This is a genomic window from Thermanaerothrix sp. (genome assembly GCF_056331585.1).
On sequence record NZ_JBWGPQ010000027.1, the window covers coordinates 1 to 24,435 of the forward strand.

At 58.4% G+C, this 24,435-nt stretch carries 26 protein-coding genes and 1 tRNA gene; 15 read left to right on the forward strand and 12 right to left on the reverse strand.

Annotation, left to right across the window (positions count from 1 at the left end):
• The first annotated feature begins 115 nt into the window (after positions 1–115).
• Positions 116–189, forward strand: a tRNA-Arg gene (locus tag AC01YT_RS09780).
• 76 nt (positions 190–265) lie between these two features.
• On the opposite strand, the gene AC01YT_RS09785 is transcribed toward AC01YT_RS09780, so the two are convergent.
• Positions 266–622, reverse strand: coding sequence for a hypothetical protein (locus AC01YT_RS09785; protein WP_424912244.1), 357 nt, complete (start codon positions 620–622; stop codon positions 266–268).
• Between the two features lie 216 nt (positions 623–838).
• Here AC01YT_RS09785 and AC01YT_RS09790 point away from each other — a divergent pair, with 216 nt between their 5' ends.
• The 9 genes from AC01YT_RS09790 (at position 839) to AC01YT_RS09830 (ending at position 10,217) form a co-directional block, all read left to right on the forward strand.
• On the forward strand, positions 839–1,567 hold the full coding sequence (locus AC01YT_RS09790) for a GntR family transcriptional regulator (RefSeq protein ID WP_476674996.1): 729 nt from the start codon (positions 839–841) through the stop codon (positions 1,565–1,567).
• A complete protein-coding gene (locus AC01YT_RS09795; RefSeq protein WP_424912246.1) occupies positions 1,567–2,601 on the forward strand; it encodes an ROK family protein in 1,035 nt (344 codons plus the stop codon). Before AC01YT_RS09790 ends, AC01YT_RS09795 begins: the two co-directional genes overlap by 1 nt.
• 47 nt (positions 2,602–2,648) lie before the next feature.
• Positions 2,649–3,989: an ABC transporter substrate-binding protein gene (locus AC01YT_RS09800; RefSeq protein WP_424912247.1), complete on the forward strand. Its 1,341-nt coding sequence runs from the start codon at positions 2,649–2,651 to the stop codon at positions 3,987–3,989.
• 79 nt (positions 3,990–4,068) lie between these two features.
• Complete coding sequence (locus AC01YT_RS09805) at positions 4,069–4,995, forward strand: carbohydrate ABC transporter permease (protein WP_315624767.1); 927 nt, start codon at positions 4,069–4,071, stop codon at positions 4,993–4,995.
• A gap of 10 nt (positions 4,996–5,005) precedes the next feature.
• Positions 5,006–5,887: a carbohydrate ABC transporter permease gene (locus AC01YT_RS09810; RefSeq protein ID WP_476675000.1), complete on the forward strand. Its 882-nt coding sequence runs from the start codon at positions 5,006–5,008 to the stop codon at positions 5,885–5,887.
• Positions 5,888–5,907: 20 nt separating this feature from the next.
• Positions 5,908–6,915, forward strand: coding sequence for a Gfo/Idh/MocA family protein (locus AC01YT_RS09815; RefSeq protein WP_476675002.1), 1,008 nt, complete (start codon positions 5,908–5,910; stop codon positions 6,913–6,915).
• Positions 6,912–7,922 carry a Gfo/Idh/MocA family protein gene (locus tag AC01YT_RS09820; RefSeq protein WP_476675004.1) on the forward strand — a complete coding sequence of 337 codons (1,011 nt, stop codon included), beginning with the start codon at positions 6,912–6,914 and terminating at the stop codon, positions 7,920–7,922. The genes AC01YT_RS09815 and AC01YT_RS09820 overlap by 4 nt, the downstream gene beginning before the upstream one ends.
• Positions 7,923–7,992: 70 nt before the next feature.
• Complete coding sequence (gene nagA, locus AC01YT_RS09825; protein WP_476675006.1) at positions 7,993–9,177, forward strand: N-acetylglucosamine-6-phosphate deacetylase; 1,185 nt, start codon at positions 7,993–7,995, stop codon at positions 9,175–9,177.
• 2 nt (positions 9,178–9,179) lie between these two features.
• A complete protein-coding gene (locus AC01YT_RS09830) occupies positions 9,180–10,217 on the forward strand; it encodes an SIS domain-containing protein (RefSeq protein ID WP_476675008.1) in 1,038 nt (345 codons plus the stop codon).
• A gap of 14 nt (positions 10,218–10,231) precedes the next feature.
• Here AC01YT_RS09830 and AC01YT_RS09835 read toward each other — a convergent pair whose 3' ends face one another.
• A complete protein-coding gene (locus AC01YT_RS09835; RefSeq protein ID WP_476675010.1) occupies positions 10,232–10,594 on the reverse strand; it encodes a DUF488 domain-containing protein in 363 nt (120 codons plus the stop codon).
• A 200-nt stretch (positions 10,595–10,794) separates the two neighbouring features.
• Here AC01YT_RS09835 and rarD point away from each other — a divergent pair, with 200 nt between their 5' ends.
• Positions 10,795–11,706 (forward strand): EamA family transporter RarD, encoded by a 912-nt coding sequence (rarD, locus tag AC01YT_RS09840; RefSeq protein WP_476675060.1) that lies wholly within the window; start codon positions 10,795–10,797, stop codon positions 11,704–11,706.
• Here the strand turns inward: rarD and AC01YT_RS09845 are convergent.
• From AC01YT_RS09845 to AC01YT_RS09860, 4 genes are all read right to left on the reverse strand, one after another.
• Complete coding sequence (locus AC01YT_RS09845) at positions 11,703–12,620, reverse strand: cation diffusion facilitator family transporter (protein ID WP_476675012.1); 918 nt, start codon at positions 12,618–12,620, stop codon at positions 11,703–11,705. The two genes, rarD and AC01YT_RS09845, sit on opposite strands and share 4 nt — an antisense overlap.
• Positions 12,621–12,623: 3 nt before the next feature.
• Positions 12,624–13,157, reverse strand: a complete 534-nt coding sequence (locus AC01YT_RS09850; RefSeq protein ID WP_476675014.1) for a GbsR/MarR family transcriptional regulator — start codon at positions 13,155–13,157, stop codon at positions 12,624–12,626.
• A 350-nt stretch (positions 13,158–13,507) separates the two neighbouring features.
• The gene (locus tag AC01YT_RS09855; protein WP_476675016.1) at positions 13,508–15,016 is read right to left on the reverse strand and encodes a glycosyltransferase family 39 protein; all 1,509 of its coding nucleotides are present in this window, start codon (positions 15,014–15,016) and stop codon (positions 13,508–13,510) included.
• Positions 15,013–16,251, reverse strand: coding sequence for a glycosyltransferase family 87 protein (locus AC01YT_RS09860; RefSeq protein ID WP_476675018.1), 1,239 nt, complete (start codon positions 16,249–16,251; stop codon positions 15,013–15,015). Before AC01YT_RS09860 ends, AC01YT_RS09855 begins: the two co-directional genes overlap by 4 nt.
• 123 nt (positions 16,252–16,374) lie before the next feature.
• Between AC01YT_RS09860 and AC01YT_RS09865 the strand changes: the two genes are divergently transcribed.
• Genes AC01YT_RS09865 through AC01YT_RS09880 form a run of 4 tightly spaced genes read left to right on the forward strand, consistent with a single transcriptional unit; the run spans position 16,375 to position 19,329 of the window.
• The gene (locus tag AC01YT_RS09865; RefSeq protein ID WP_322806489.1) at positions 16,375–16,632 is read left to right on the forward strand and encodes a glutaredoxin family protein; all 258 of its coding nucleotides are present in this window, start codon (positions 16,375–16,377) and stop codon (positions 16,630–16,632) included.
• A 29-nt stretch (positions 16,633–16,661) separates the two neighbouring features.
• Positions 16,662–16,949 carry a co-chaperone GroES gene (locus AC01YT_RS09870; protein WP_476675021.1) on the forward strand — a complete coding sequence of 96 codons (288 nt, stop codon included), beginning with the start codon at positions 16,662–16,664 and terminating at the stop codon, positions 16,947–16,949.
• A gap of 22 nt (positions 16,950–16,971) precedes the next feature.
• On the forward strand, positions 16,972–17,958 hold the full coding sequence (locus AC01YT_RS09875) for an NAD(P)/FAD-dependent oxidoreductase (RefSeq protein ID WP_476675023.1): 987 nt from the start codon (positions 16,972–16,974) through the stop codon (positions 17,956–17,958).
• A 21-nt stretch (positions 17,959–17,979) separates the two neighbouring features.
• The gene (locus AC01YT_RS09880) at positions 17,980–19,329 is read left to right on the forward strand and encodes a dihydrolipoyl dehydrogenase family protein (RefSeq protein WP_476675025.1); all 1,350 of its coding nucleotides are present in this window, start codon (positions 17,980–17,982) and stop codon (positions 19,327–19,329) included.
• 3 nt (positions 19,330–19,332) lie between these two features.
• On the opposite strand, the gene AC01YT_RS09885 is transcribed toward AC01YT_RS09880, so the two are convergent.
• The 6 genes from AC01YT_RS09885 to thrC form a co-directional block, all read right to left on the reverse strand.
• Entirely contained in the window at positions 19,333–19,893 is a 561-nt protein-coding gene (locus tag AC01YT_RS09885; RefSeq protein WP_476675027.1) for a DUF4126 domain-containing protein, read from the reverse strand.
• 16 nt (positions 19,894–19,909) lie between these two features.
• Positions 19,910–20,710: a DUF2085 domain-containing protein gene (locus AC01YT_RS09890; protein ID WP_476675029.1), complete on the reverse strand. Its 801-nt coding sequence runs from the start codon at positions 20,708–20,710 to the stop codon at positions 19,910–19,912.
• Positions 20,711–20,735: 25 nt separating this feature from the next.
• Positions 20,736–21,503: a sulfite exporter TauE/SafE family protein gene (locus tag AC01YT_RS09895; protein WP_476675031.1), complete on the reverse strand. Its 768-nt coding sequence runs from the start codon at positions 21,501–21,503 to the stop codon at positions 20,736–20,738.
• Positions 21,504–21,578: 75 nt separating this feature from the next.
• The gene (locus tag AC01YT_RS09900; RefSeq protein ID WP_476675033.1) at positions 21,579–22,184 is read right to left on the reverse strand and encodes a DUF3267 domain-containing protein; all 606 of its coding nucleotides are present in this window, start codon (positions 22,182–22,184) and stop codon (positions 21,579–21,581) included.
• Between the two features lie 4 nt (positions 22,185–22,188).
• A complete protein-coding gene (gene thrB, locus AC01YT_RS09905) occupies positions 22,189–23,115 on the reverse strand; it encodes a homoserine kinase (RefSeq protein WP_476675035.1) in 927 nt (308 codons plus the stop codon).
• Positions 23,112–24,179, reverse strand: a complete 1,068-nt coding sequence (gene thrC / locus AC01YT_RS09910) for a threonine synthase (protein ID WP_476675037.1) — start codon at positions 24,177–24,179, stop codon at positions 23,112–23,114. The genes thrB and thrC overlap by 4 nt, the downstream gene beginning before the upstream one ends.
• Positions 24,180–24,435: the final 256 nt, after the last annotated feature.

Consider the following 24,435-nt stretch of genomic DNA (forward strand, 5'->3'; position numbering starts at 1 on the left):
CCAATCGTCGCCCAGGATGGTGACGCCTCGCTTGGCGTAGAAGTCACCCCACTTTGAGACTTGCTGGGACGAAACGCGTCGGGCTTTACAGTCGTGGTATAATACATTCTGCTGGGCCCCAGTAGCTCAAAAGGATAGAGCAAGGCACTCCTAACGCCTTGGTTGGGGGTTCAAGTCCCTCCTGGGGCACACGGGGCAAAAAACAACCCCTTCCCACCTGCGGAAGGGGTTTTACATTTGCGGTTACAGCGCAAATCCGCCGGGCTTAATTGTTGAAGTCGTCGCGATCTTCGAAGTCGCTACCGATTTCCTCGGCTTCCTCGTGCTTGTGGCGCACCCACAGTAAAAGCACTTGCCCTTCCGGGGTCTCGACGGAGCGAGCTGCCAGGATGGGCACACGCTCTTCCAGCCCCAACGGATTGCGGAAGTGAAGATAAATGGGTTGTTGGCGCCGCCACATGCGATGGCAACGTTCCACCAGCGCTGCACCGTTGAAAGTGCGCAGACGGGTCAACGCCAGATGATACAAATTCGGGCTTTCATTGAGCCCCAGCGCCCACCCGTCCTCGACGTCCTCGAATACCGGGGGTGGGCCTTCGATAATCGTAATTCGGTCGTCCATAGGCTCCATCACCTCAAGTCCATAATCATATCACAAAGATGGTTAAAAGATGGTTAAAGAGGAAATAATTTCCTCACCCAACCTTAAAAAATGAGCATCTGTGGCTTAAAAAATGGTCCTACCTATTGATTTTCGACCTCGATTTTTATATAGTAGAAATATCATATCCCAACATCATGATGTTATAACAATTTAACTCTACTCCCGACCTGGCGCATGCTCAACGCAAACAGCCCAATCCCCCTTTATTACCAATTGAAAAGTTACCTTCAGGATCAAATCCTGCAAGGGCTGCTCAAGCCGGGGGAACGCATCCCAACCGAGAAAGAATTAGGCGAGCGCTTCAAGATCAGCCGCACCACGGTGCGCCAGGCTATCGGTGACCTAATCAATGAGGGTTTGCTGGTGCGGGTGCATGGCAAGGGGACGTTCGTCGCCCAGCCGCGTATCCAGCAACACCTGGGGTTGCTGACTTCGTTCACCCAGGACATGGAAGCCCATCAGCGCACCCCCTCATCCCAAGTCCTACAGTTTGAGGTGCTGCCGGCGCCCCCGCCGGTGGCCCGCGCGCTGCAAATCAAAATCGGCACGGCGGTCATTGTGCTCAAACGGGTGCGCCTGGCGGACGGGCAACCCCTGGCACTGGAAGTCGCTTACCTGCCAGAAGACCCCTTTCGTCCTTTACTTGACCTGGATATGAGCCAGCGCTCCCTCTACGCTACCCTCAAAACGCATTTTGGGGTTGAGCCGCAACGTGCACTGCAACAGATGGAGGCCGTAGCGTGCCCAGCTGAGGAAGCCCGCTTTCTGCAGGTCAATAAAGGCAGCCCAATCCTGCATATTTTTCGCACCACGTTTGATCAATCAGGAAAGCCCTTTGAATTTGTCGAATCCTACTACCGTAGCGACCGCTTTTTCTTCACCATAGAGATTTGGAGCCGGTAATGATCGGACAGTCTCCATCGCCCTCATCACAACTGTTAGCCATTGGCATTGATCTTGGCGCAACTAAAATCGCCTCGGTGCTGGTGACAGAAACCGGCACAGTGCTGGAAGCCCATCACCGCCCAACCTTACCCCAGCGTGGGCCGGCAGCCGTGCTTGACGACCTTGCTGCCGAGGTCGCTTTCCTGATGGAACGCGCCCTTGCCCAAGGTGGGATGCTGCTTGGGGTGGGCATCGGCAGCCCAGGTCAGGTCAACCCGCTTGAGGGCAGTGTGCAAAATGCCGTCAACCTGGGCTGGCAGGAAGTTTTCCTGGTGCGTGAGGTGCAAGCCCGCTTGGCAAGTCCGCTCCCGATATGGATTGAAAAGGATACCAACGCTGCCGCCCTGGGCGAGTACTACTGGGGGGCAGGTCAGGGGTGTGAGGATTTTGTTTTCTTGGGCATCGGTTCTGGCTTGGGCGGGGGTATCATCGCCCATGGCGACCTGGTGCGCGGCGCTGATGGTAACGCTGCAGAGGTGGGGCATATCGCGCTCGATCCGCAGCAAGGTCGCCCATGTGCTTGCGGCTTACGTGGTTGTGTAGAGACCATCGTCTCCGGGCCGGGGCTGGTGGCGATAACCCAGCGTCTGCTTGCCGCGGGGGCCCATCCCACCCGTCTTGCGAGGGTTGATTTGGACGCCCATATTGTGGTGCAAGCAGCAGCGGAGGGGGATGCTCTGGCGCAGGCGGCGTTGGATGAGATGGCAGCGGCCTTTACCACCCTGGTGGCGTACATCCTGGGGCTGCTCAACCCGGCTCGCATCGTCATTGGTGGCGGCTTAGGGTTAGCCGTCTTTGAACCTTTACGCGCTTATCTGGAACGCGAATTGCCCCACCGCGTTTTGGCAGCCAGTTATCGCAACCTGCGCATTGTGCGTTCGCAATTGGAGAACCCGGCGCTGGGCGCGGCGTGTCTGGTCTGGCAAGCGCGGCGGACCTACTTACCGAAAGGAGGTGATGGAGAAGGAATAAAAGAAGAAACCATCGCGTAAGTCATGAACCCTTAAAAACCCAAACCCCAACGAAGAGGAGGAAGAAGATGCGTAAGCACGTAGTTCTGGCAATGTTACTTTTAGTGGCGTTAGTGCTTTCGGCTTGCGCCCAGGCAACCCCTACCCAAGCTCCACCCGCAGGCGAAGCCACCCAACCCCCAGCCGCGGGGGAAGTCACTCAGCCTCCTGCTGCCGGCGGCGAGAAAGTGACGCTGATCATTGAGTCCTGGCGCAATGATGACCTACCCATCTGGCAGGATGTGATCATCCCCGCGTTTGAAGCCAAGCATCCCAACATTCACGTGGTGTTCAGCCCCACAGCGCCGGCCGAGTACAACGGTGTGTTGAACTCCAAGTTAGAGGCAGGTACCGCGGGCGACTTGATCACCTGTCGTCCCTTCGACGCCTCGCTTAAACTTTATGAGAAAGGGTACTTGGCGCCGCTCAACGACCTGCCGGGCATGGAGAACTTCACCGATTTTGCCAAGACGGCCTGGAGCACCGATGATCTCTCGGTGACCTTCTGTGTACCGATGGCATCGGTCATTCACGGCTTCTTCTACAACAAAGAAGCCTTCGATAAACTGGGTCTCCAAGAGCCTACCACCTGGGATGAGTTCTATCAGGTGCTGGATAAGATCAAAGCCGATGGCACCTACATCCCGTTGGTGATGGGTACGGCAGACATGTGGGAAGCTGCGACCATGGGCTTCCAGAACATCGGCCCCAACTACTGGAAGGGTGAAGAGGGCCGTCTGGCGCTCATCCGCGGTGAAGCCAAGTTCACCGATGAGCCCTACATCAAGACCTGGCAGCAACTGGCACGCTGGCGCGATTATCTACCGCCCGGCTTTGAGTCTGTAAAATACCCGGACGCCCAAGCGCTCTTTACCTTGGGCAAGGGCGCGATCTACCCTACCGGTTCATGGGAAATTGCGCTGTTTGAGAAACAGGCGTCCTTCCCCTTGGGTATTTTCAAACCTCCGGTGGAGAAAGCGGGCGACCAGTGCTACATCAGCGATCATGTGGATATCGCTTTAGGGATGAATGCGGCGACTAAACACCCCGAGGAAGCAAAGACATTCCTCTCCTGGGTCGCCTCGGCCGAGTTTGCCGAACTGTACGGCAATGCCCTGCCCGGCTTCTTCCCGCTCCACAGCACCCCCGTGGAATTGAAAGACCCGCTGGCGCAGGAATTCGTCTCTTGGCGCAACGAGTGCAAATCCACGATCCGCAACTCGTATCACATTCTCTCGCGCGGCGAGCCAAATCTCGAGAACGAGTTATGGCGGGTGAGCGCGGCGGTCATCAACGGCACCCTGACCCCCGAACAGGCCGCGCAGGAGATCCAGGCTGGATTAGACAAATGGTATAAGCCCAAGCAGTAGGCAGATAGGGCAGAAGGGGGTGGCCAGGCTATTACTGGCCGCCCCTGCCCGGCTCAAGATTAGCGTTGGAGAGGTGAATGTGAGCGCCAAATTAAAGTCGCGCACTTTTCCCACCCATATTGTGGTCTTTTTAGCCCCGGCGGTGATCGTTTATACCTTATTCATGATTTATCCCTTGATCGATTCGCTCCGCTTGTCATTTTTCGCCACCGGGCCGGATAATAAGGAATATTTTGTCGGACTCCAAAACTATATCAAGTTATTTACCGACTCCGACTACGCACCGCGCTTTTGGGGTGCGCTGAAAAACAACATTGTCTTCTTCTTGGTTCATATGCTGGTGCAAAACCCGATCGGGCTATTGCTGGCAGCCCTCTTGGCGACCGGGGGTTGGGGGCGAAAGTTTTACCGCACAGTTCTCTTCATGCCCACGGTGCTCTCGTTTGTGATCATTGGCTTCATCTGGAACTTGATCCTCAGCCCGCTATGGGGCGTGGCCGAGAGCATTCTCAAAGCGGTAGGATTGGGCGCGCTTTTCCGCCCCTGGCTGGGGCTAGAAAGCACCGCATTAGTGACTATTTCGCTGATCTCGGTATGGCAGTTTGTGGGGATTCCTATGGTGCTGTTCTATGCTGCCTTAATCGGCATCCCCGAGGAACTGATCGAGGCGGCACGCGTGGATGGCGCCACCGGTTGGCAAATCTTCTGGCGCATCAAGTTCCCGCTCATCTTGCCCACCGTGGGTATTGTGGGTATCCTGACGTTTGTGGGCAACTTCAATGCCTTCGACCTGATCTACACGATCAAAGGGGCGCTGGCCGGGCCGAACTTTGCCACCGACATCATGGGCACGCTCTTCTACCGCACTTTCTTCGGCCAGCAGTTGCAATTGGGTAACCCGACCATGGGCGCCACTGTGGCAGCGATGATGTTCCTCATCATCCTAACCGGCGTCCTCATTTACATGTTCCTGTGGCAGCGACGGGTGCAGACCGTGGAGATGTGAGGAGGATGCCATGACAACCGTTTCACGCTCGATCACCTATGGCAAGGACTTCGGTCTGCTCTATCGCATCCGCCTGTGGGTTAGCCGCCTGATTCCCCACTTGATTCTGGCTGGTTATTCCCTGCTGGCAATCTTTCCGGTGATTTTGATCTTGATTAATTCGTTTAAGACCCGTAAGGCGATCTTCGGGGAACCGTTTGCGTTCCCCAATCCCTCCAATTTTGATTTGATCGGTTACCAAACGGTACTGAGCCGATCAAACTTTACTCAAAATTTTCTAAATAGCATTATTGTCACCGGGGTGTCCTTGCTCTTCATCCTCCTTTTCGGTTCGATGGCGGCCTTTGCCCTCTCAGAGTACAACTTCCGTGGCAATACCCTGATGGCGCTTTACCTCTCCATCGGGATTATGATTCCCATCCGCCTGGGCACAGTGAGTTTACTACGTCTGATGGTCACATTGGGACTAGTCAACACACTGACCGGCCTGATCCTGGTATATATCGCTCAAGGCTTGCCGCTTACGATCTTTATTTTGAGTCAGTTTATGCGCCAGGTGCCCAAAGAATTAAAGGACGCAGCCCGCATTGACGGGGCGAGTGAATATCGCATCTACACCATGGTCTTGCCTCTGGTGCGCCCGGCGCTGGGGGCTATCGGCATCTTCACCATGATCCCAATTTGGAACGATTTATGGTTCCCCTTGGTGATCGCCCCCAGTGCCAAAACGGCGACCATCACGCTGGGCGTGCAGCAGTTCCTGGGGCAGTTTGTGAGCGACTGGAATGCGGTGCTATCTTCGCTCAGTCTGGCAATGGTGCCAATCCTAATTCTCTATGTAATCTTCTCGCAACAGATGATCCGCAGTATCACTGCGGGGGCGCTCAAATGATATTGTTCAGGGAGGTCTCTATGCGCGTTGGAATTGCCGGCGTTGGTTTTATGGGCTCGACCCATGCCGCGGCGTGGGCCGAGACCGATGCACGTATCGTGGGCTTTATTGCCGAAACGGTGGAAGAAGCCCAACCCATTGCCCAGCAGTATGGGGCTAAGGTTTATGCGGATTATGCCGCGTTGTTGGATGAGGTGGACGTGGTGGATATCTGCACCCCGACCCACCTGCATGTGCCGATGATCCTGGAAGCTGCGGCAAAGGGCAAGCATATCATCTGCGAAAAGCCGCTGGCGCTCAATGTGGAAGATGCGCTCAAAGCGGTGCGGGCTTGCCGCCAGGCCGGGGTGCATTTGTTTGTCGCCCATGTGGTGCGTTTCTTCCCTGAATATGCCCTGGCCAAACAAATCATTGACCAGGGGCAGATTGGACGAATTGCTACTTTGCGCCTTCTGCGTGGCAGTTACCGTCCCAAGAAGCCGGTGGGCAACTGGTTTCTGGATGAGAGCAAGTCGGGTGGCATCCTGATGGACTTGATGATTCACGACCTGGATTATGCTCGTTGGGTGGCCGGAGATGTAGAGAGCGTGTTTGCCCGCAAGGTCAGTGCAGTTCATCAAGGCAGTCCGGTGGATTATGGCTTAGTTGTGCTCAAGCACCGGAATGGTGCAATCTCTCACGTGGCCGGGGCTTGGGCATATCCGCCGCCGACCTTCCGCACCCGCTTTGAACTTTCAGGCGATCAGGGGATGATCGAGTTCGATTCACAGGCCACCTCACCGATTGAAAGCCTGATTATAAGGCCTCACTCTGAAGCACCAGACGTGGGCTTACCCTCCAGCCCGGTACGCGAAAGCCCTTACACCACCGAAATCAAAGAATTCTATACCGCGCTCAAAGAGGGTAAGACACCTCGGGTCACGGCGGAGGATGGCCTGGCGGCAGTCCAAATCGCCGCCGCGGCGGTGCAGTCGGCCCACAGCGGTCAGGTGGTTTATCTTGAATCATTAGGGGAGGGGCTACAATGAGCATTCGGATTGGAATCATGTCCTTTGCCCACTTGCATGCCGAAGCCTATATCCAGAATCTGCGCGCCATTCCGGGGGTCGAGATGATCGGTCTTGCCGATGATGACCCTCAGCGGGGAGAGCACTTTGCCCGTTTGTTTGGAGCACATCGCTTCCGCACATATGAGGAATTGTTGGAAGCCAAACCAGATGGCGTTATCATCTGTTCTGAGAACAGCCGTCATCTGCCCTTGGTCAAAATGGCGGCGCAGGCCGGGGCACACATCTTATGTGAAAAACCCCTGGCAACAACCGTTCAAGATGCCGAAGAAATTGTGCACACCTGCCGTCAAGCCGGGGTGTTGTTGATGACGGCGTTTCCGATGCGCTTCTCCACGCCTCTCCTGGAGGTCAAATCACGCCTGGATGGGGGCGAATTGGGACGGGTTTACTGCTTCAATTCTTCCAACCAAGGCGAACTACCCAAGAAGCACCGCGCCTGGTTTGTGGATAAAATCCTGGCCGGCGGTGGGGCCATTATGGACCATACCGTGCACCTGGTGGATATCATGCGCTGGTATCTCGGCAGCGAGGTCGCCGAAGTCTATGCTGTGGCCAACCGGATCTTCCACGCCGACGAGGTCGAGGTGGAGACCGGCGGGATGGTGTGGGTAACTTTTGAAAATGGCGTGTTTGCCACCATTGATTGTTCATGGTCGCGCCCGCCTTATTGGCCATCCTGGGGTGGCCTCTCGTTCGAGATGGTCACCGAGCGCGGGGCAGTGTGGGTAGATGCTTTCCGCCAGAATCTGACCGTCTTTACCCATGCCTTGCAGCGCCCTTACTGGGCGTTCTGGGGGTCTGACCCCAACCAGGCCATGATTGAAGACTTTGTCCAGGCCATTCGCGCCCAACGCCCACCTCGTGTAAGCGGGGAGGATGGCTTACGGGCGGTGGAGGTGGTGGAAGCCGCCTATCAGTCTGTCCAGAGCGGCCAGCCGGTGCGCTTGCTACGGCGAGTGTTGTAACCCGACCTTTATCATCCCACTAGAGGGTGGGCTTGTTGTTGGCCCACCCTAATTCCAAGGGAGTATCGTGATGTTGCTGATCGACAATGCCACCCTATATACTCCGAGCCAATGTTACAAACCCGGGCGACTTCTGATCGCGGAGGGGCACATCCTGGCGGTGGGTACGCCGGAACAGGTCAGCGCCCCGGCCGGAACGCCTGTCCTGGATGCTCAAGATTTGATCGTGACCCCCGGCTGGCTGGAACTGCAAATCAACGGCGGCTTTGGGTTTGATTTCACCGAAAATCCGACCATGATTTGGGAGGTAGCACGCCAGTTGCCGCGCTATGGGGTAACTGCATTCCTGCCCACCATTGTCACCAGCCCGCTGAGCCAGGTGGAGGCGGCGCTGGAGACCTGGCGGGCTGGCCCACCGCCCGATTTCCGCGGCGCATTTCCCCTGGGCTGGCATGTGGAGGGGCCGTTCCTCAATCCCGGACGTAAAGGTGCCCATAACCCGGCTTACCTCCAACTTCCCAACGCGAGCGCTGTAGAGGGCTGGCGCCCAGATCAGGGGGTGCGGCTGGTCACGCTGGCGCCGGAATTACCCGGCGCGGAGGCAGTTATCCATTATTTGGTCAGCCAGGGCGTGCGGGTTTCCGCCGGGCACAGCCTGGCCACCTATGAGCAGGCGCTCCATGCCTTCGATCTTGGTGTGACCTACGGCACGCATCTCTTCAACGCCATGCCCCCGTTGGAACATCGCGCGCCGGGCCTGGCCGGGGCACTGCTCACCCATCCCGATCTGACAGTTGGCTTGATTGCCGACGGTATCCACGTTCACCCGGCAATGGTAGCGCTGGCCTGGCGCGCCAAAGGTCCCCACCGTCTTACCCTGGTCACCGATGCCATAGCCGCGTTGGGAATGCCACCGGGAGAGTATCGCCTGGGCGATTTCGAGGTGCGGGTGGACGCCACCTCGGTACGCCTGCCCGATGGCACCCTGGCCGGCAGTTTACTCAGCCTTGACACCGCAATGCGCAACCTAATGGCGTTCAGCGGCTGCGCCCTGTCGGAAGCATTGTGCACTGTCACCAGCACCCCAGCGGCTGTGCTCGGTCTGGAGGATCGGGGGCGTCTGCGGCCTGGCTATTGCGCTGACCTAGTCTTCCTCTCTCCAGCGCATGAGGTCGTGATCACGCTGGTTAACGGTGAGCCGGTTTTTGGCAGCGATAAGTTCGCTGAACGCTTGCAGGCAGCCGCAAGGGGGTAGGCATGCCACTGGAACGTGAGATTTTCGAACAGCCCCACACTCTGCAACGCTTATTGGATGAGGGCTGGCCGCGAATTCGTGCCATTGCCGAGCAGTTACAGCACCAGCCATTTGATTACGTTTTTCTGGCGGCACGCGGCACCTCGGATAACGCCGGGCGCTATGCCCAATATCTGTGGGGCGCATTCAACCGTCTACCGATCGCCCTAGCAACGCCCTCACTTTTTAGCCTCTACCAAACCCCGCCCCGTTTGAACGGTGCGCTGGTGGTGGGTATCTCGCAATCGGGGCGTTCGCCGGATATCCTCAGCGTGATGCATGAGGCGCAACGGCAGGGATGCCCTACCTTAGCCATCACCAATACACCCGATTCCCCCCTGGCGCAAGCAGCCGATTTCGTGGTGGACATCTTGGCCGGGCCGGAAGAGGCCGTCGCCGCGACCAAAAGTTATACCGGCGAATTGCTGGCCATCGCGCTACTTTCGGCTGCCCTGGCCGATGATGACGACCGTCGCGCTGTGCTGGCGCAGGTGCCGCGCTGGGTGGAGGCTATGCTCATCCAAAACGCCATGGTACAACCATTGGCGCAGCGCTATCGCTTTATGGAGCAGTGTGTGGTCTTGGGGCGGGGCTTTAACTACGCCACAGCGTTCGAGTGGTCGCTCAAACTCAAGGAGTTGTGCTATATTGCCGCCGAGCCATATTCCTCAGCCGATTTTCAACACGGGCCGATCGCGCTGGTGGAGCACGGCTATCCGGTGATGGCAGTAGTGCCGGCAGGCAAGGTCTATGCCGGCATGCTGGACTTGCTGCGTTACCTGCGCCATGAACGCCACGCCGAACTGCTGGTGCTTTCGGATCAAGAAGAGGCATTGCGCCTGGGACAGGTAGCAATAGCCCTGCCCGCGGAGGTGCCGGAATGGGTAACGCCGCTGGTGAGCATTATCCCGGCCCAACTCTTCTGCTACCACCTGAGTGTGGCGCGGGGTTTCAGTCCCGAGCGTCCGCGTGGCCTGCGCAAGGTGACCGAAACCGAGTAGCCCGCAGGCTCAAATCAAGGCCGAAGCGCAGCGCGTGCCAGCAGGTACTCGCGTAGGGCCACAGCCTGGTTATGCTGGTCATCGCGCGCCGCAAACAGGAGTGTTACTGTCTGCGCTTGGGCCAAGCTCAACAAACGCTCAACCGGTTGGGGATTGGCGTCCAATTCGGCAAAGTAGCGTGCTTTGAAGGCTTCCCAACGGGTAGGGTCGTGCCCAAACCACTGGCGTAAAGCAGTGCTGGGCGCAATTTCTTTCAGCCACAAGTCGGCGCGGACGTCTTCATGCGTCAATCCACGTGGCCAGACGCGATCCACCAGCACGCGCAGACCGTCCTCGGAGGTTGCAGGGTCGTAAACGCGTTTCACCTGAATCTTCATGAGCGACCTCTACCCAATAAGGATAGCACCAAAGTGCCCGACGCGGCAGGGTGATTTTCTGCGGCACGCCCTGTACCCTCTGCTGAAAGAGGTGCTCTTAGGCGTTCGATCCAATCGTGAATCGGGTTTTGGTTGGCCCATTTTCTCCGTTTCCGGCAGGGATGGGAGTATAATCGCCAGAGCGTGAGGCTCAGATTGTGATGAGACCAAAAACCAATTCCGGCGTGATCTTTGCTGCTGCAGCCTATACCTTATGGGGTTTCTTCCCCATTTACTTTAAGGCGTTGAAAGCGGTGCCGGCACCTCAAGTGCTCGCCCATCGCATTGTCTGGGCGTTTCTCTTCCTGCTGGGGGTGCTGGCAGTGCGGCGCGAGGTCGGTGCATTGCGGCGCTTATTAACACCACGCATCCTGGTGAGTTATCTGGGCGCGGGGGTGCTACTGGCGATCAATTGGTTGGCGTATGTCTGGGGTGTGGCTGCGGGTTACATCGTTGAAACCAGCCTGGGTTATTTCATCAACCCGCTAGTAAGTGTGGTGTTGGGCGTGCTCTTCTTGCGCGAACGATTGCGTCCCTGGCAGTGGCTGCCGGTCGGACTGGCCGCAGTAGGCGTAGCTTATCTGACCTTGGAATATGGCCGTCTGCCCTGGTTGGCGCTGGTGCTGGCTTTTTCGTTTGGATTGTACGGCTTGCTTAAGAAACTGGCACCGTTAAACGCCCTTCATGGCTTAACCCTGGAAACGGGAAGCGTCTTCCTCCCGGCGCTGGGTTACTTGGTGGCCGTTGAGGTTACCGGTCAGGCTGCCTTCGGTCATGGGCCAGCGGTTCAAACCCTATTGCTAGCGCTTACTGGCATGGTGACGGCAGTGCCGCTCTTGCTCTTTGCCGGCGGGGCGCGACGTGTTCCCCTGACTACCTTGGGCTTACTGCAATATATCGCCCCGTCGTTGCAGTTCCTGTTGGGCGTTTTTGTCTATGGTGAACCCTTTGGCTTAACCCAACTGGTCGGATTCAGCCTGATCTGGCTAGCGCTAGCAATCTTTTCTGCCGAGGGTATTCTGGCCCAGCGGCGCCAGAATCCGGTAGAAGCCGAAGCTCTCGGCGACGCTTAAGTCTCAGAAGGAACTTTTGATGCCGGTTCGGGGTGGACGGTGACATCCGCGCCGGGTAAGAGGGTTTGAACGATACGCTCGACCTCTTCGGTCAGCGTGTGCACCTCGGGGAAGTCCATCTCCGGTGCGACCAAGATGTGCGCGTCCACAAAGGGCTGTGGGCCGCTGTAGCGGACGCGCACCTGATGGCAGTCTACCACGCCTGGCAGACGTTCCACCGCCTCTTGAATAGCCCTGACCTGGCCCTGGGGCGCGGCATCCAGCAATGCTTGGATCGCCCGTCCGCCCAATTGCAGGCTGATATAAATGACAATGAGAGCCACCACCAGCGCGGCCACGGCATCGGCCTGGCGCAGGATGCTCCATTGAGGATGCAGTTCGGCCACCTTGACCCCGATCAGACCGAGGATGACCACGCTGCTGCTCCAGATATCGGTGCTGAAGTGGAGCGCATCCGCTTCCAGGGCCTGGCTGTTGTGCTTGCGGGCAGCGTGGTACAACACACGCGAGCGGGTGAAATCCACCGCAATAGAGACGGCCATGACCAGAAAGGCCCAGAAGGTTACCTCGATTTCAACGTGACGGAAGAAGAGGCGCTGCACCGCTTCGTAAATGATCCAAACACAAGTGACCAGAAGCAGTAAGGTCTCAAAGAGGGCCGAGAGATTCTCGATCTTGCCGTGGCCATAAAGGTGTTGATCATCGGCTGGTTTACCGGAGAGGCGTACGGCGAAGAACGTCATCAGTGCAGCCAGCAAATCCAAACCAGAGTGGGCAGCTTCGGCTAGGATGCCCAGGCTACCGGTGCTTATGCCGACCACAATTTTGAACGTCGTTAGGCCAACGGCGGCTACCACCGAAGAGAGAGCCGCCGCGCGTTTCTCGGTTTCGGCGGTGAGGGTGTTCGCGGTCAAGGCTTAAACCTCCGCTGCAGAGGATAAAGGATGTAAAAGATCGGCAGCACCTTGACGCGCCAGGCGTGCGGCTTCGATATCGGCAAAGACCGCGGGTAGGCGCGCTTCAAGGGCGGAAAAGAGGTCGTGGGCTTCTAACAGGCGCTGCTGGCTTTCAGGTGTGGGAGCGGAGAGCAGGGTTAACCCCTGCTCCGATAGCGCGTGCAAGGTGCGCAGATGTTCTAACCATTGTTGCAAATAAGCGACCCATCCGCCGGGTTTGAAACGGTAGTAATCGCGGCGTGGGTGCGGGGTGGGTACGCGTTCGATCAAACCCCGTTCGGCCAGCAGGCGCACCATCTGGCTGACGGCACCCTTGCTAGCGCCGAGGGTTGCTGCTATCTCACCCAGAGATTGAGTGGGTGGTTCGCAGATCAGCAGCCAGGCCAGACAGCGTCCAGCCAGGCGCGGCAAGCCGGCGGCTTCCAGGGCTAATGCCATGCTCTCAACAAACTGGCGTCGGGGAGGATCGGGGAAAGCCTCTGGAGTATCGGGCATTACAGATTTCCCTATCTACAGTATTAAAATTCGAGTTGTTTCGAAATTATAAAACGTTTCGAATCATTGTCAAGGGTCTGGCTTCCCTCAATGATCATTGGTTAGGGATACCCACGGGCTCACATGTCCTGCGGCTGGACGATGAAAAAGTCCACTGCCCAGCACCGGGATAACTAAGATGACCGGTTCCTAGGGCGCTTTGGCTGTGACATGGAGGATACGCTGACGCAATGCCAATAAGCCATAGGCTCCCACACCCAACCCACCCAGCAAAAGAAGCGGGTTAAAGATTGGGAACATCAGTCATAATTAGAAAGGCACCGATGTACTCGAAGGGTGTGAAGAAAAGGTCAGGGTGTGGGTTGGGAAAAATACAGCACCCACAGGTCTCCATAGCGTTCGCGGGACATGGGAACAAAGTGATCCGCCAGCCAGGCCATCACTGCATGCTCAGCATAACCCATCTCGCGATATTCCTGGATGGCTTTATCAAAGACGACAAAGGCTATCCTATCACAACCCTGAGTAGCGGCGGCAATGGACGGTTGGGGAAAAAGGCCGATTGCGGCGCGCGTGGCTGGCGCGTAGGTGTCGTTGTGTGAACCGGGCACGTCGTCCAGAAAGGTCTGCGGTAGGCCGCGGTCATAGACGTGGCTGGGGAAGAAACTCAGTTTGTTGTCGTGCACGATGCAAAGGCGCTCACCGGCTGCCTGGGCCCGATCATAAGCCGCGTGCACACCTTGCATAGCGGCGCGAAACGGCGAACGCGGAAACTCGGCGTAACCGGATTGGTAAACCAACCCTATTAAATCTCCCCCGATCAGCAACCACGCCAACAAAATGGCCGGGGTACGGCGCCGGGAATGGGTAAGCACGCGGGCACAGAAAAGAAAATAAATCACCTGGCTGAGGATAAACGCTCGGGGGACGAAAATCGGGCGCATGAGGTAGGAAGCTCCGAACATCAGCGCCAAGGGTAGCAGCCCCGCGGTAAGCAGGAGTCCTTCCTTGTCATCACGGGGGTGGTAACGCAAAGTTTCAAAGATGACCAGCGTCAGGCTGGCCAGAGTGGTAAAGAGCGCCACACCGAGCCAGAGTGGTGGCAAGGGGAGATTGGTGTGGAAGATCACCAGCGCCTGCAGGATTTCGACCAGGCCCGGGCGCGGCGTCCAGAAGGCGGCTTGAATCTTGGCAATTTGCCCCGGCACCTGCACCAGCCAGGGCAGGCTTAAAAGACCAATCAACATTAAACCAGCGAGCCAGAGGCCCAGCAGGCGCCACGCGCGACGCAATAGTAAGAACAGCCCGGGGAAAACGAGGCTGAAGACGGCCAGGTTATGGGTATACATGGCAATCACGCCAGCCAGGATCAGCCCTGCCCAGGCGAGCCAGTCGGTTCGCCCTGCCGTATCGGCCTGCCAGAGGCGTACAAAGGCGAGGGTATAACCCACCAATGCCAGGGCTAACAACGCATACATCCGCACTTCTTGGGCGTGATAGACCTGGAGCGGAGAAAAGGCAATCAGTAGCGACGCCACCAGCCCCACGCGCTCGTCCCACAGGATGCTACCCAGGGCATAAACTGCCAGGATGATCCCACACGAAAGCACCACGTTCAGGGTTCGAATGAACGCGATGGATTGTCCCCCCTGCATCCAAGCATGGAGCAAAAAATAATACAGTGGTGGCATGGTATCGGCGGCGGTGCCCTGAACGATAAGATTCAACGGGCGTTCGGACAGCAGGATGGAAAAGGCATCATCGTACCAAATGCCGCGGTCGGCCAGGCGATACAGGCGCACACCCAGGCCCAGGAGCAAAACCAGCCCAAGCAGCCCGGCCTGCAGACGCTTACTCATGGGTGTGCCTCCGTCAGCCACCACCGCCGCGCCCACAGCAATCCGATCAGGCAGAAGAACGGCAGGGGCAGGTACATCCAGGCCGATTCCATATCCCCAACCAGAGTGACCAGGAAGAGCACCCATTGCCCTACAAACAATAGCAGGGCCCATCCCCAGACGGCATGGGTCCCCCACCGCCCCCAACGTGCTTCCAGGGCACGGAAGATCAGGAACACCGCCGGCAAAAGCACAGTGTAATGCGGGGTGGCGGTGCGGGGCGCAATCAGATTGGTAATGACCAGTGTCTGCAGAGCGGCGTAGAGGAATTCCGGCCAACCCTTACCCCACATCTGCCACCAAATGCAACCCAGAAAGAGAGTAAACCCTGCATGTAACAGGACGTTCAGGGGTATTTCCAGGTTGGGAAAGAAGCCGGCCACAATAGAAAGAGTAGAACCAATGCGGTTGGTGTAGGTCGGGTATTCTCTCAATTGCTGTAGGAATTGTTGCGGCCAGGTGGGGATTAGTGCTAATGAGCCAAGTATCAGCCCGGCCAGTCCGCCCAGCAGGCCACCGACAAGGTGCCAGCGCCGGGTCGAAAAGGCCCAGAGCAGAACCAAGGGCAAGAGCAGAAAGGTCATTTGCGGTTTACTGGCGGTCAGTGCCAGCACCAAGCCGGCAGCAAGATCAGACCGGTTGTATATGAGCACCAGGCCCGTCAAAATCAGCAGAACGTTCAGGCCGGCGAACTGCCCCAGCACAACGGTGCGAATGCCAATATAACCCAGGACGGTAAACAACACCCAAGCCAGTAAAGCCTTACCCCGCGCGGGATAGCCGGCCAGGTGCAGGCTGAGTGGCACGACCGCCACCAGTGCAATCTCCAGCAATGTCATCCATAAAGCTCTAGCCAGGGGATAATCGAGGAGGCCAAGGGGCGCGAAGAAGAGCATCGAGAAGAGAGGATAGACGAAGTGAGCGACGTCCTCACCGCGGCTGGCATCGGCAGGGCGACCATAAATGACCATTTGTGAGGCTAAGCTAACCCGCTCATCGTAGGGATTGAGCCCTTCTTTTAGCCACATGTGGGCGCCCATCCAGCGGGCCAGGAAGTCGTTGCCGCCGGGGTTGGCGAGGGCAAAGCGGTAATTGACCTCCGTCAGGGCAACCAGGGTAACCAGCACCATCAGTCCAGCCCCCAGGTAAACCCAGGGAGGTGTGTTGAGCGTGACGTGAGGTTTGGGTGATGCCATGGGTCGTTCGAGATGATTTTATCTCCGCCGGGCACGTGGGTCAAACGGCCTATCCGTGCAACTTTTCGCGCACGGTTGCATCTAAACATTCGGATTGAGTCTCAGGTTTAGGAGTATGTAACGATGAGCACAGGAACCTCTTCGCAACCGCGAGTGATTGTGTTTTCCACGCCCAACTGCCCCTTCTGCAACATGGCCAAGCGTTACCTGCGCGAACGGGGCATCAAGTTCCGCGATGTGGACGTCAGCCGCGATGCCGCCGCCGCGCGCGATATGGTGCGCCGCTCCGGCCAGCAGGGCGTCCCGGTCATTGATATCAACGGCAAAATCGTGGTCGGCTTCGACCGGCCCAAAATTGATCGCCTCTTAGGGCTGAAATAATCTATAATTCCATCAAGGAGGTACGACTCATGACGGACACTTTTTCCACTCCCCCCATTCAACCCCTGGGTTCACGCGTCCTGGTGCGCCCCTTAGACCAGGAAGCCCGCACCGCATCGGGTATCCTGCTCCCCGAGACGGCGAAGGAAAAGCCGCAAACCGGTCTGGTGGTTGCGGTGGGTGACGACGAAGAGATCAAAGTGCAAGTGGGCGATAAAGTGATCTTTGCCAAGTACTCCGGTACCGAGTTCCGCCACGACGGTACGGAATATCTGATCATGGAAGCTAGCGACATTCTGGCCAAGATTACCGCTTAACCCAAGCATAAGGAGGTTGAGCATGGGCTTAGACTTCGGGTTAGACCTACCCACAAGCCAAGATGAGACCGTGTACGATGTGGCAATCATCGGGGGTGGGCCGGCGGGCACGACCGCGGCCATCTATACCGCCCGTGCCAACCTCAAAACGCTGGTCATTGACAAAGGACTGACCGCTGGCGCCCTCGGCATTACCAGCAAGATTGCCAACTACCCCGGCATCCCGGAAGAGATCAGCGGGGCCGAGTTACTCCAACGCATGCGCCGGCAAGCCCAGCAGTTTGGAGCCGAATTCATCCAGGATAAGATTCAGGGCTGCGAACTAGATCGCGATCCCAAGGTACTCTACGGAAACAACGGCACTTACCTGGCGCGGGCGGTCATCATTGCGACCGGCTCCATGGGGCGCGGCAACCGCGTGCCAGGCGAGGATCGCCTGCTAGGGCGTGGCGTCTCATACTGCGCCACTTGTGACGCCGCCTTCTTCCGCGATCAGGACGTGGTGGTGGCAGGGAATAACGACGAGGCCATCGAAGAGGCGCTCTTCCTCACCCGCTTTGTGCGCCGCGTGCACTTCCTTTCGCCCACCCCTGACCTGAAAGCCCCCACCGACCTGGCCGAGGAACTGCTTCATCATCCTAAGGTTATGTTTTACCCCGGCGCGGTGTTGAAAGAAATCCTGGGTGAGGAACGGGTGGAAGGGGTACGCTTCCGCCAGCGCGGCCAACCCGAACAAACCTTGCCCGTGAGCGGTGCATTCATTTACCTGCAGGGCGGCCAACCGATCACCGACTTCTTGCAGGGGCAACTGCCGCTGAGTGAGACCGGCTGTCTGATCGTAGATCGCGAATTTCAGACTGCCATCCCCGGCGTCTTTGCCGTGGGAGATGTGCTGTGCAACCATGTCAAGCAAGCCGTGGTAGCCGCCGCGGAGGGTGCCATTGCCGCCATGGCGGTGGAGAAACTGCTGCGCGGGCGCGAAAAATTGGCTGTGGACTGGTCAAAATAGTCCCTTGGCACGGAGGGGAACATGGCACAAATTGTCATCATCGGCGGTGGCCCGGCTGGGGTCACCGCCGCTTTAGAATCGGCTCGTTTGGGAGCAGAGGTCATACTGATTGAAGCCGCGCGCCTGGGTGGGCGGGCTACCTGGCACAGCCTGGTACCGAGTAAGGTGTTCTTGAGCGCTGCCGAGGCGCTCACCGCTGCCCACACCTGGCTGGAAAATCCATTCTCTCGCCCGGATTTGGGTACACTGCGTGCGCGGGTTCGCGCGCAGGCCGAGGCGCAGAGCCAGCGCCAGCACCGAGCGCTGAGCCAGGCTGGGGTGCGGTTGATCGAGGCGGTGGCACGTTTTGAAGATCCGCGCACCCTGCGCCTGGAATTTTCCACCGGGCATCGCGAGCGTGTCAATGTTGACCGCGTAATCCTGGCCACTGGTTCCGAGCCGATATTCCTGCCAGGGCTGAAGCCCGATGGGCAGCGCCTGCTGGCACCCCGAGCCATGGCCAACCTCAAGGACTGGCCGGAGCATTTGATTATGATCGGTGGCGGGGTGACCGGAAGTGAATATGTGTCGTTTTTCAGCCAAATGGGAGTACCCACCACCTGGGTGACAGATTTACCCACCTTCCTACCCCGTGCTGAGCCGGAGATTGCCGCTGGGTTAATCGCAGCGATGGAAGCGCGCGGGGTGCGCCTTTGCCCTAACGCGCCAGTGGCGCAGGCTGAAAACACCGGTAGCGGGATTCGCGTGACCTTGCAGGATGGGCGCACCCTGGAAGGTAGTCACGCCTTCATTGCCATTGGGCGGCGTGCGGATACCGATCGGCTGAACCTGGATGCTGCCGGGGTGAACATCACCCGCCAAGGGGTAGTGGTGGATAACTACGGACGCACCTCGCAGCCGCACATTTACGCCATTGGTGATGTGACCGGCCCGCCCTTTACCGTGAATCGTGCTCAGGCGCAGGCACGCCTTGCCGTGCGTCATGCACTGGGTCTACCCACACCACCGCTAGAGGCCATTGTGCCAGTCGAAGCCGTCTATAGCGATCCGCAGGTGGCTCAGGTGGGCCTGAGCGAGGCCGAAGCCCGTCATCAGGGTCGCACCATCCAGGTGCTGCGCGCCGATTGGGATCAGGCACTCAAGGCTCACCTGCTTGGACATACGCAGGGAGTGCTGAAGCTGGTTGTAGATGCCGAGAGCAGGCGTTTGCTCGGTGCGGCGGCGTTAGGCAGCCATGCCGTTGAGGTGATCAACGCCCTGAGTCTGGCACTGCAGGCCGGGGCAACGCTCGCGCATCTGGCGCAATGGGCACCGGCCTACCCAACGCTGGGCGACCTGGTACGCGCGGCTGTGGATGGCTACGAGGTGTGAGAATCAGGTGGCTGGTTTGGCGCGGCGGTAGAGGCGAAAGACAATCCAGGATGTGACCACAATCAGCACGCAGGCGATAACCACCGGCACCACCACGGCCAGGATGGAGACCAGCGTTGCGGTGAGGTCTTCCAGCAAGCTGACCGGCACGTTGCCTGCACCGCCGGTGGTCGCTGTAACTGCCGGACGCACGGCCAGCGCTTTGGTGGCATGCACCCCGCCAGACACTAGCAGACCCAGCGCCAGGGAAAGCACCGGGTGAATCTCGGTGATCACGTTGGCACTAGCGGCGAAGACAATCGCCCCGGCGGTGGGACGGATAAAGGCCTGAAGGATATCATTAAGGTGATTGACCGCGGGGATTTTGTCGGCGAAGAATTCGATCAGCGCCAGTAGCACCAACAATGCGATCACCCAACCGTTGGTCAACGTATCCCAGGGTGAGCGCAACGTGATCAGATTGGTGAAGCGCCCCAGTAGCGCAACGACCAGCAGCGGGATGTAGGCATTTAGCCCAGCGCTGGCCGAAAGCCCAAAGGCAGAGAGAATACCCAAGAGCTCCATGGGCAACCATCCTTTCTCACGGGAGCATAAAACCGGCCCAGGTGCCGGTGAGGAAAAAGCGCCCTGCATCCACTAAAACGATTTGCAATAGTGCAGTAGTTAGACCGACCAGCAAGAAACCGCCCAGGCCGCGCCAGGTCGTAAAGGTGTTTTCGCGTTGAAGCAGGACAACCCACAACAGGGTGTAACATAGGCTCAGCAGAATGATCACCCCGACGGTGCTAAGAAAGGCTAGCGGGAGGGTCAACCAGGGAAGGCGTGCGTAAATGCCCAGGGCACCCGCAGCAACAGCGGCAAATAGACTCAGCCCTTGCCACGGGGTGGCTAGTGCAGCTTCAGGGATGGGTTGCGCCCAGAGAATTTGATTAATGAAAGGATAGAGCAGGATTGCCAGCGCGGCACCAAAGCCACTGCCACTGGCCAGGCGGAGGGCATTGTTTGGGGGGTAGAGCGCAGTGGCACCCGGCAGCAGGCTGAGGAAGGAATTCACCCCATCCAGGGCGAAAGCCAACCCGAGGAGGATCACCGCCCATTGCAGGGGGAATGGCGGCCAACCTGCACGCCGCCCGCGGGGGAGTTGAACCATCAGTCCAATTAGCGCGCCCAAAAACGTCCCGCTGCAACGGGCGCACAGGGGCAGTTGTATCTCTCCCACAAAAAACGAATGCGCTGGGCTGCGATGGCAAACGGCGTAACCGATGGCATCAGCTTTGCCCAGCAGCCCGGGCGGGGTGTAGATCAGCCAGGCTGTCAGCAGGCCGAGAGCAAAAGCAATCAACCCACCCCGTAGCCAGGGGTGACGCTCAAGCGCGTGCATGAAGGTATTTTAGCACACCCGCCCTTCACCCGCGTACAACGTAGATGATCGCAACGATGATTCCAATCGTCACAACCAACCAGCGCAGGACGATAGGCTTAACCCGTCCGGCTAGAACCCCCCCCAACATGCCCCCTAGCAACGCCCCACCAGCCATCACCAGCGCCGCTGGCCACAGTACCCGCCCGGAGAAAACGAAGTACAGCGCCGCGGTGAGGTTGGTCGCCAGCGAGAGCCCTTGTTTGAGGGCGTTGAGGCGGGTAAGCGTATCTTCGAGCACCAGCCCCAGGACAGCCAGCAGGATCACGCTGAGCCCGGCGCCGAAGTAGCCGCCATAGATGGCGGCCAGGAACACAGGGAAGATTGCCAGGGCTTCACGCGAACGGGCAGGCGGGTCGGCCTCGCGAGATGGAGAAAAGACTCGCTTCCGGATCTCATCCTGCACGGCCAGCAAGAGCGATGCGAAGAGGATCAAATAGGGCACCAGGGCACGAAAGAGCCGTTCACCGCTGAGCAGAAGTAGCAGCCCGCCTGCGAGCCCTCCAAGCAGCGCTGCCGGGAGCAGGGTGCGCAGGCGCTGCGATTGGCCCTGTAAATCCGCGCGTTGGGCCCAGGTGCCACCGAGGTAACCCGGCAGCAACGCTACCGTATTGGTTATGTTGGCGACCACAGCCGGCACACCCACAGCCATCAGGGCGGGGAAGGTAATCAGTGTGCCGCCGCCAGCCAGGGCATTCACCGCCCCTGCTGCGACCGCCGCCAATGCAATGCTGAAATATGCCAACCAGTCCATGAAAACGCCTCGGTGAGGGGTGACTAGAAAGTTACTGCGCTTATGATAACATGGGCGAGGCAATTCCCGGCTATATCATGATTGTTCGGGCACATACGCCACGGTGCGGGTGTGATAATCCTGCACCACGGCACCACGCGGTAGGCGCAGGGTCCAACCCACCATGATCAGGTCGGCGATGGCCCCAGCGGCATTGATGGTCATTAACACCCACAAAGGTACGATCCAGGATTCGGGCACGAACGGCACCAGCGCCAACCCCAGCAAGCTGATCCCCACCAAGGGTAATAAACCAATGATGAGATAGGCCGAGGGCATGAAATACCAACCTGGGGCTGAGACAGAGGCATACCACCCCTTGAAGGTAAATTGCGGGCGGTCATGGGTGAAGAGCCAAAATGCCAGGGCGTGCAGGCTCTCATGTAGCACAATCATCACCACCAACAGCCCGGCCAATGCCAAAATTTGCCCGATCATCCAGGCCGTGTTGCCGCTCCATAGGATCAAGACGAATTCGCCTGTGTGAGGGCGTAGGGCGCCAATCAGTACCCCAAACAACCAACCCGCCGCCATCAGCAGTCCCAGCCCGAGCAGGTTCATCGTCAGGAACAGGCGCGAATTCTCCAGGTTAAACTCACTGTAGAGACGGTAGCCAGGGGGAAGATCACGATAAGCACGCATGATGTTACTCCGTGGGAGGGATATCCGGCGCCTCGACCCAAGCCCAGGCGGCGCCGTTCGGGCTGGGCGTGAGGATCCAGGCGCGGGTGTTCACGCCGGCGGAACGAAAGGCATCTTGCATTGCGGCGGCTATGGGCGCCATATCGGAGAGGGCAAAGGCAATCACGCTTGGCCCGGCGCCCGATAGAGCCGCCGCGGCACCGTAATCATACGCACGGGCGATGGCCTCCATTGCGCCGGGGATGAGTGGCAGACGATAAGGCTGATGTAGGCGATCTTGCATTGCCCGCCGCAGCAGAACTAGATCCCCTTGTTGGAGGGCCTGCACAACCAGCGCTGCCCGTCCCAAGTTGTAAACCGCTTGTTCCAGCGCAATCTGACGTGGTAATGCGGCACGGGCTGCTGCGGTGGAGAGATCAATGCTTGGCAAGACCACGGCTATCTGCCACGTTGCCGGAGCAAAAGGATAGGGATATAGGTCATCTCCCTCGGCAATGATCACCACCAGGCCGCCCAACAAGGCTGCCGCAGCATTATCGGCATGCCCTTCTAGATCAGTTGCCAGTCGCAGCAAAATCGCAGTATTCAAGGTATGACCGCTGAGGGCACTGGCGGCCAGCAGCCCGCTCAGCGCAGCGGCAGCACTGGAACCCAGTCCTGAACTAAGGGGGATACGGTTGTATTGCACAATTTCCAAGGGCGGGGGTGTTTGCCCAAGCACGCGTTGATAAAAATAGTGAATGGCCTGCACTGCACGATTGGCTTCCAAGGGTAATCCAACCCCCTCACCGCAAACATGCACCTGGGCCGTTGTTGCTGGGCGCACCCAGACCTCGTTCCACAGATCAAGAGCCAGCCCCAGCGCATCAAAACCCGGGCCAAGGTTGGCTGTAGTAGCCGGAACACGCACCTGGATCCAGCGCTCGTTCACGCTACCTCCCTTAACAAGGCATCGGTCAGCGCCTGCAAGCTGGCCGGCAGGGTGCGTGGCGGCGTGCTCCAACGGGCAACAATATCAGGGTCTTTGAGGCCGTGCCCGGTGCAGATGGCGACAATTCGCTGGCCGCGGGGGTTAAAACGCCCCGCAGCGATCTCGTGGGCCAACCCGGCTAGCCCGGCCGCCGAGGCCGGCTCAACCCACACGCCGTGGGCAGCCAGGCGACGCTGCATCATCAGAATCTCATCATCGCTCACGGCAATGATGCGCCCACCGGATTCTTCGGCGGCGGCTAGGGCTTGTTCACCCCGCGCCGGTCGTCCGATACGGATAGCGGTGGCGACCGTTTCGGGTTTTTCGACCGGGTGTCCTAAAACCAGCGGGGCAGCGCCAGCAGCCTGAACACCCAATAAGCGTGGCAATCCGCTCCCGCGACGGATGTGATATTGGCGAAAACCCATCCAATAAGCAGTAATATTCCCAGCGTTCCCTACCGGGAGGCACAGCCAATCCGGCGCACTGCCGAGGGTATCACAGATCTCAAAGGCGGCCGTTTTCTGCCCTTCCAGGCGATAGGGATTGAGCGAATTGACCAGTGCAATCGGGTATTTTTGGCTGATCTCAACTACCAGGGCCAAGGCATCGTCAAAGGAGCCCTCGATCTGGATGACCTCGGCGCCATAAGCCAGCGCGCCAGCCAGTTTACCCAGCGCCACCTTGCCTTGAGGGATGAGGACGATGGCGCGCAAGCCCGCTCGTGCCGCATAGGCTGCTGCCGAGGCCGCCGTGTTTCCGGTCGAAGCGCAGATAACGGCTCGCACCCCGCGCCCGAGTGCCTCGCTAATCGCGGCGGTCATCCCGCGGTCTTTGAACGAGCCACTGGGATTGAGCCCTTCGTACTTGACGTAGAGTTCAAAACCGCCCCCGAGTTCCTCAGCCAGGCGGGGCATGGGGATCAGGGGGGTATTGCCTTCTAAGAGGGTGATCGGACGGGTATAGGCCGGCAGATCCAGCCATTCGTGATAGCGTTCCAACAGGCCGGCATAGGGTGCGGGCATAACCACTTCGGTTATCGTGTGAAGAGGATAATGGCGATTGCGCCAATTATACTCCAAGCAAGGGTAGAGCAGATGGTCATTTTCTACATGTTCACGGCGATGCGTGCCTGTATGATCGCCAGGATTAATTCAGGCACGTGGAAGACAAATCATGCACGGTAAAACTAACCCAACACCGTCGTGGTGCTTCAAAGATTGATCCTGGCAAAACTCCCAAGCGGGATTGAATCCCCGTCTTGGTCGTGCCATAATGTAA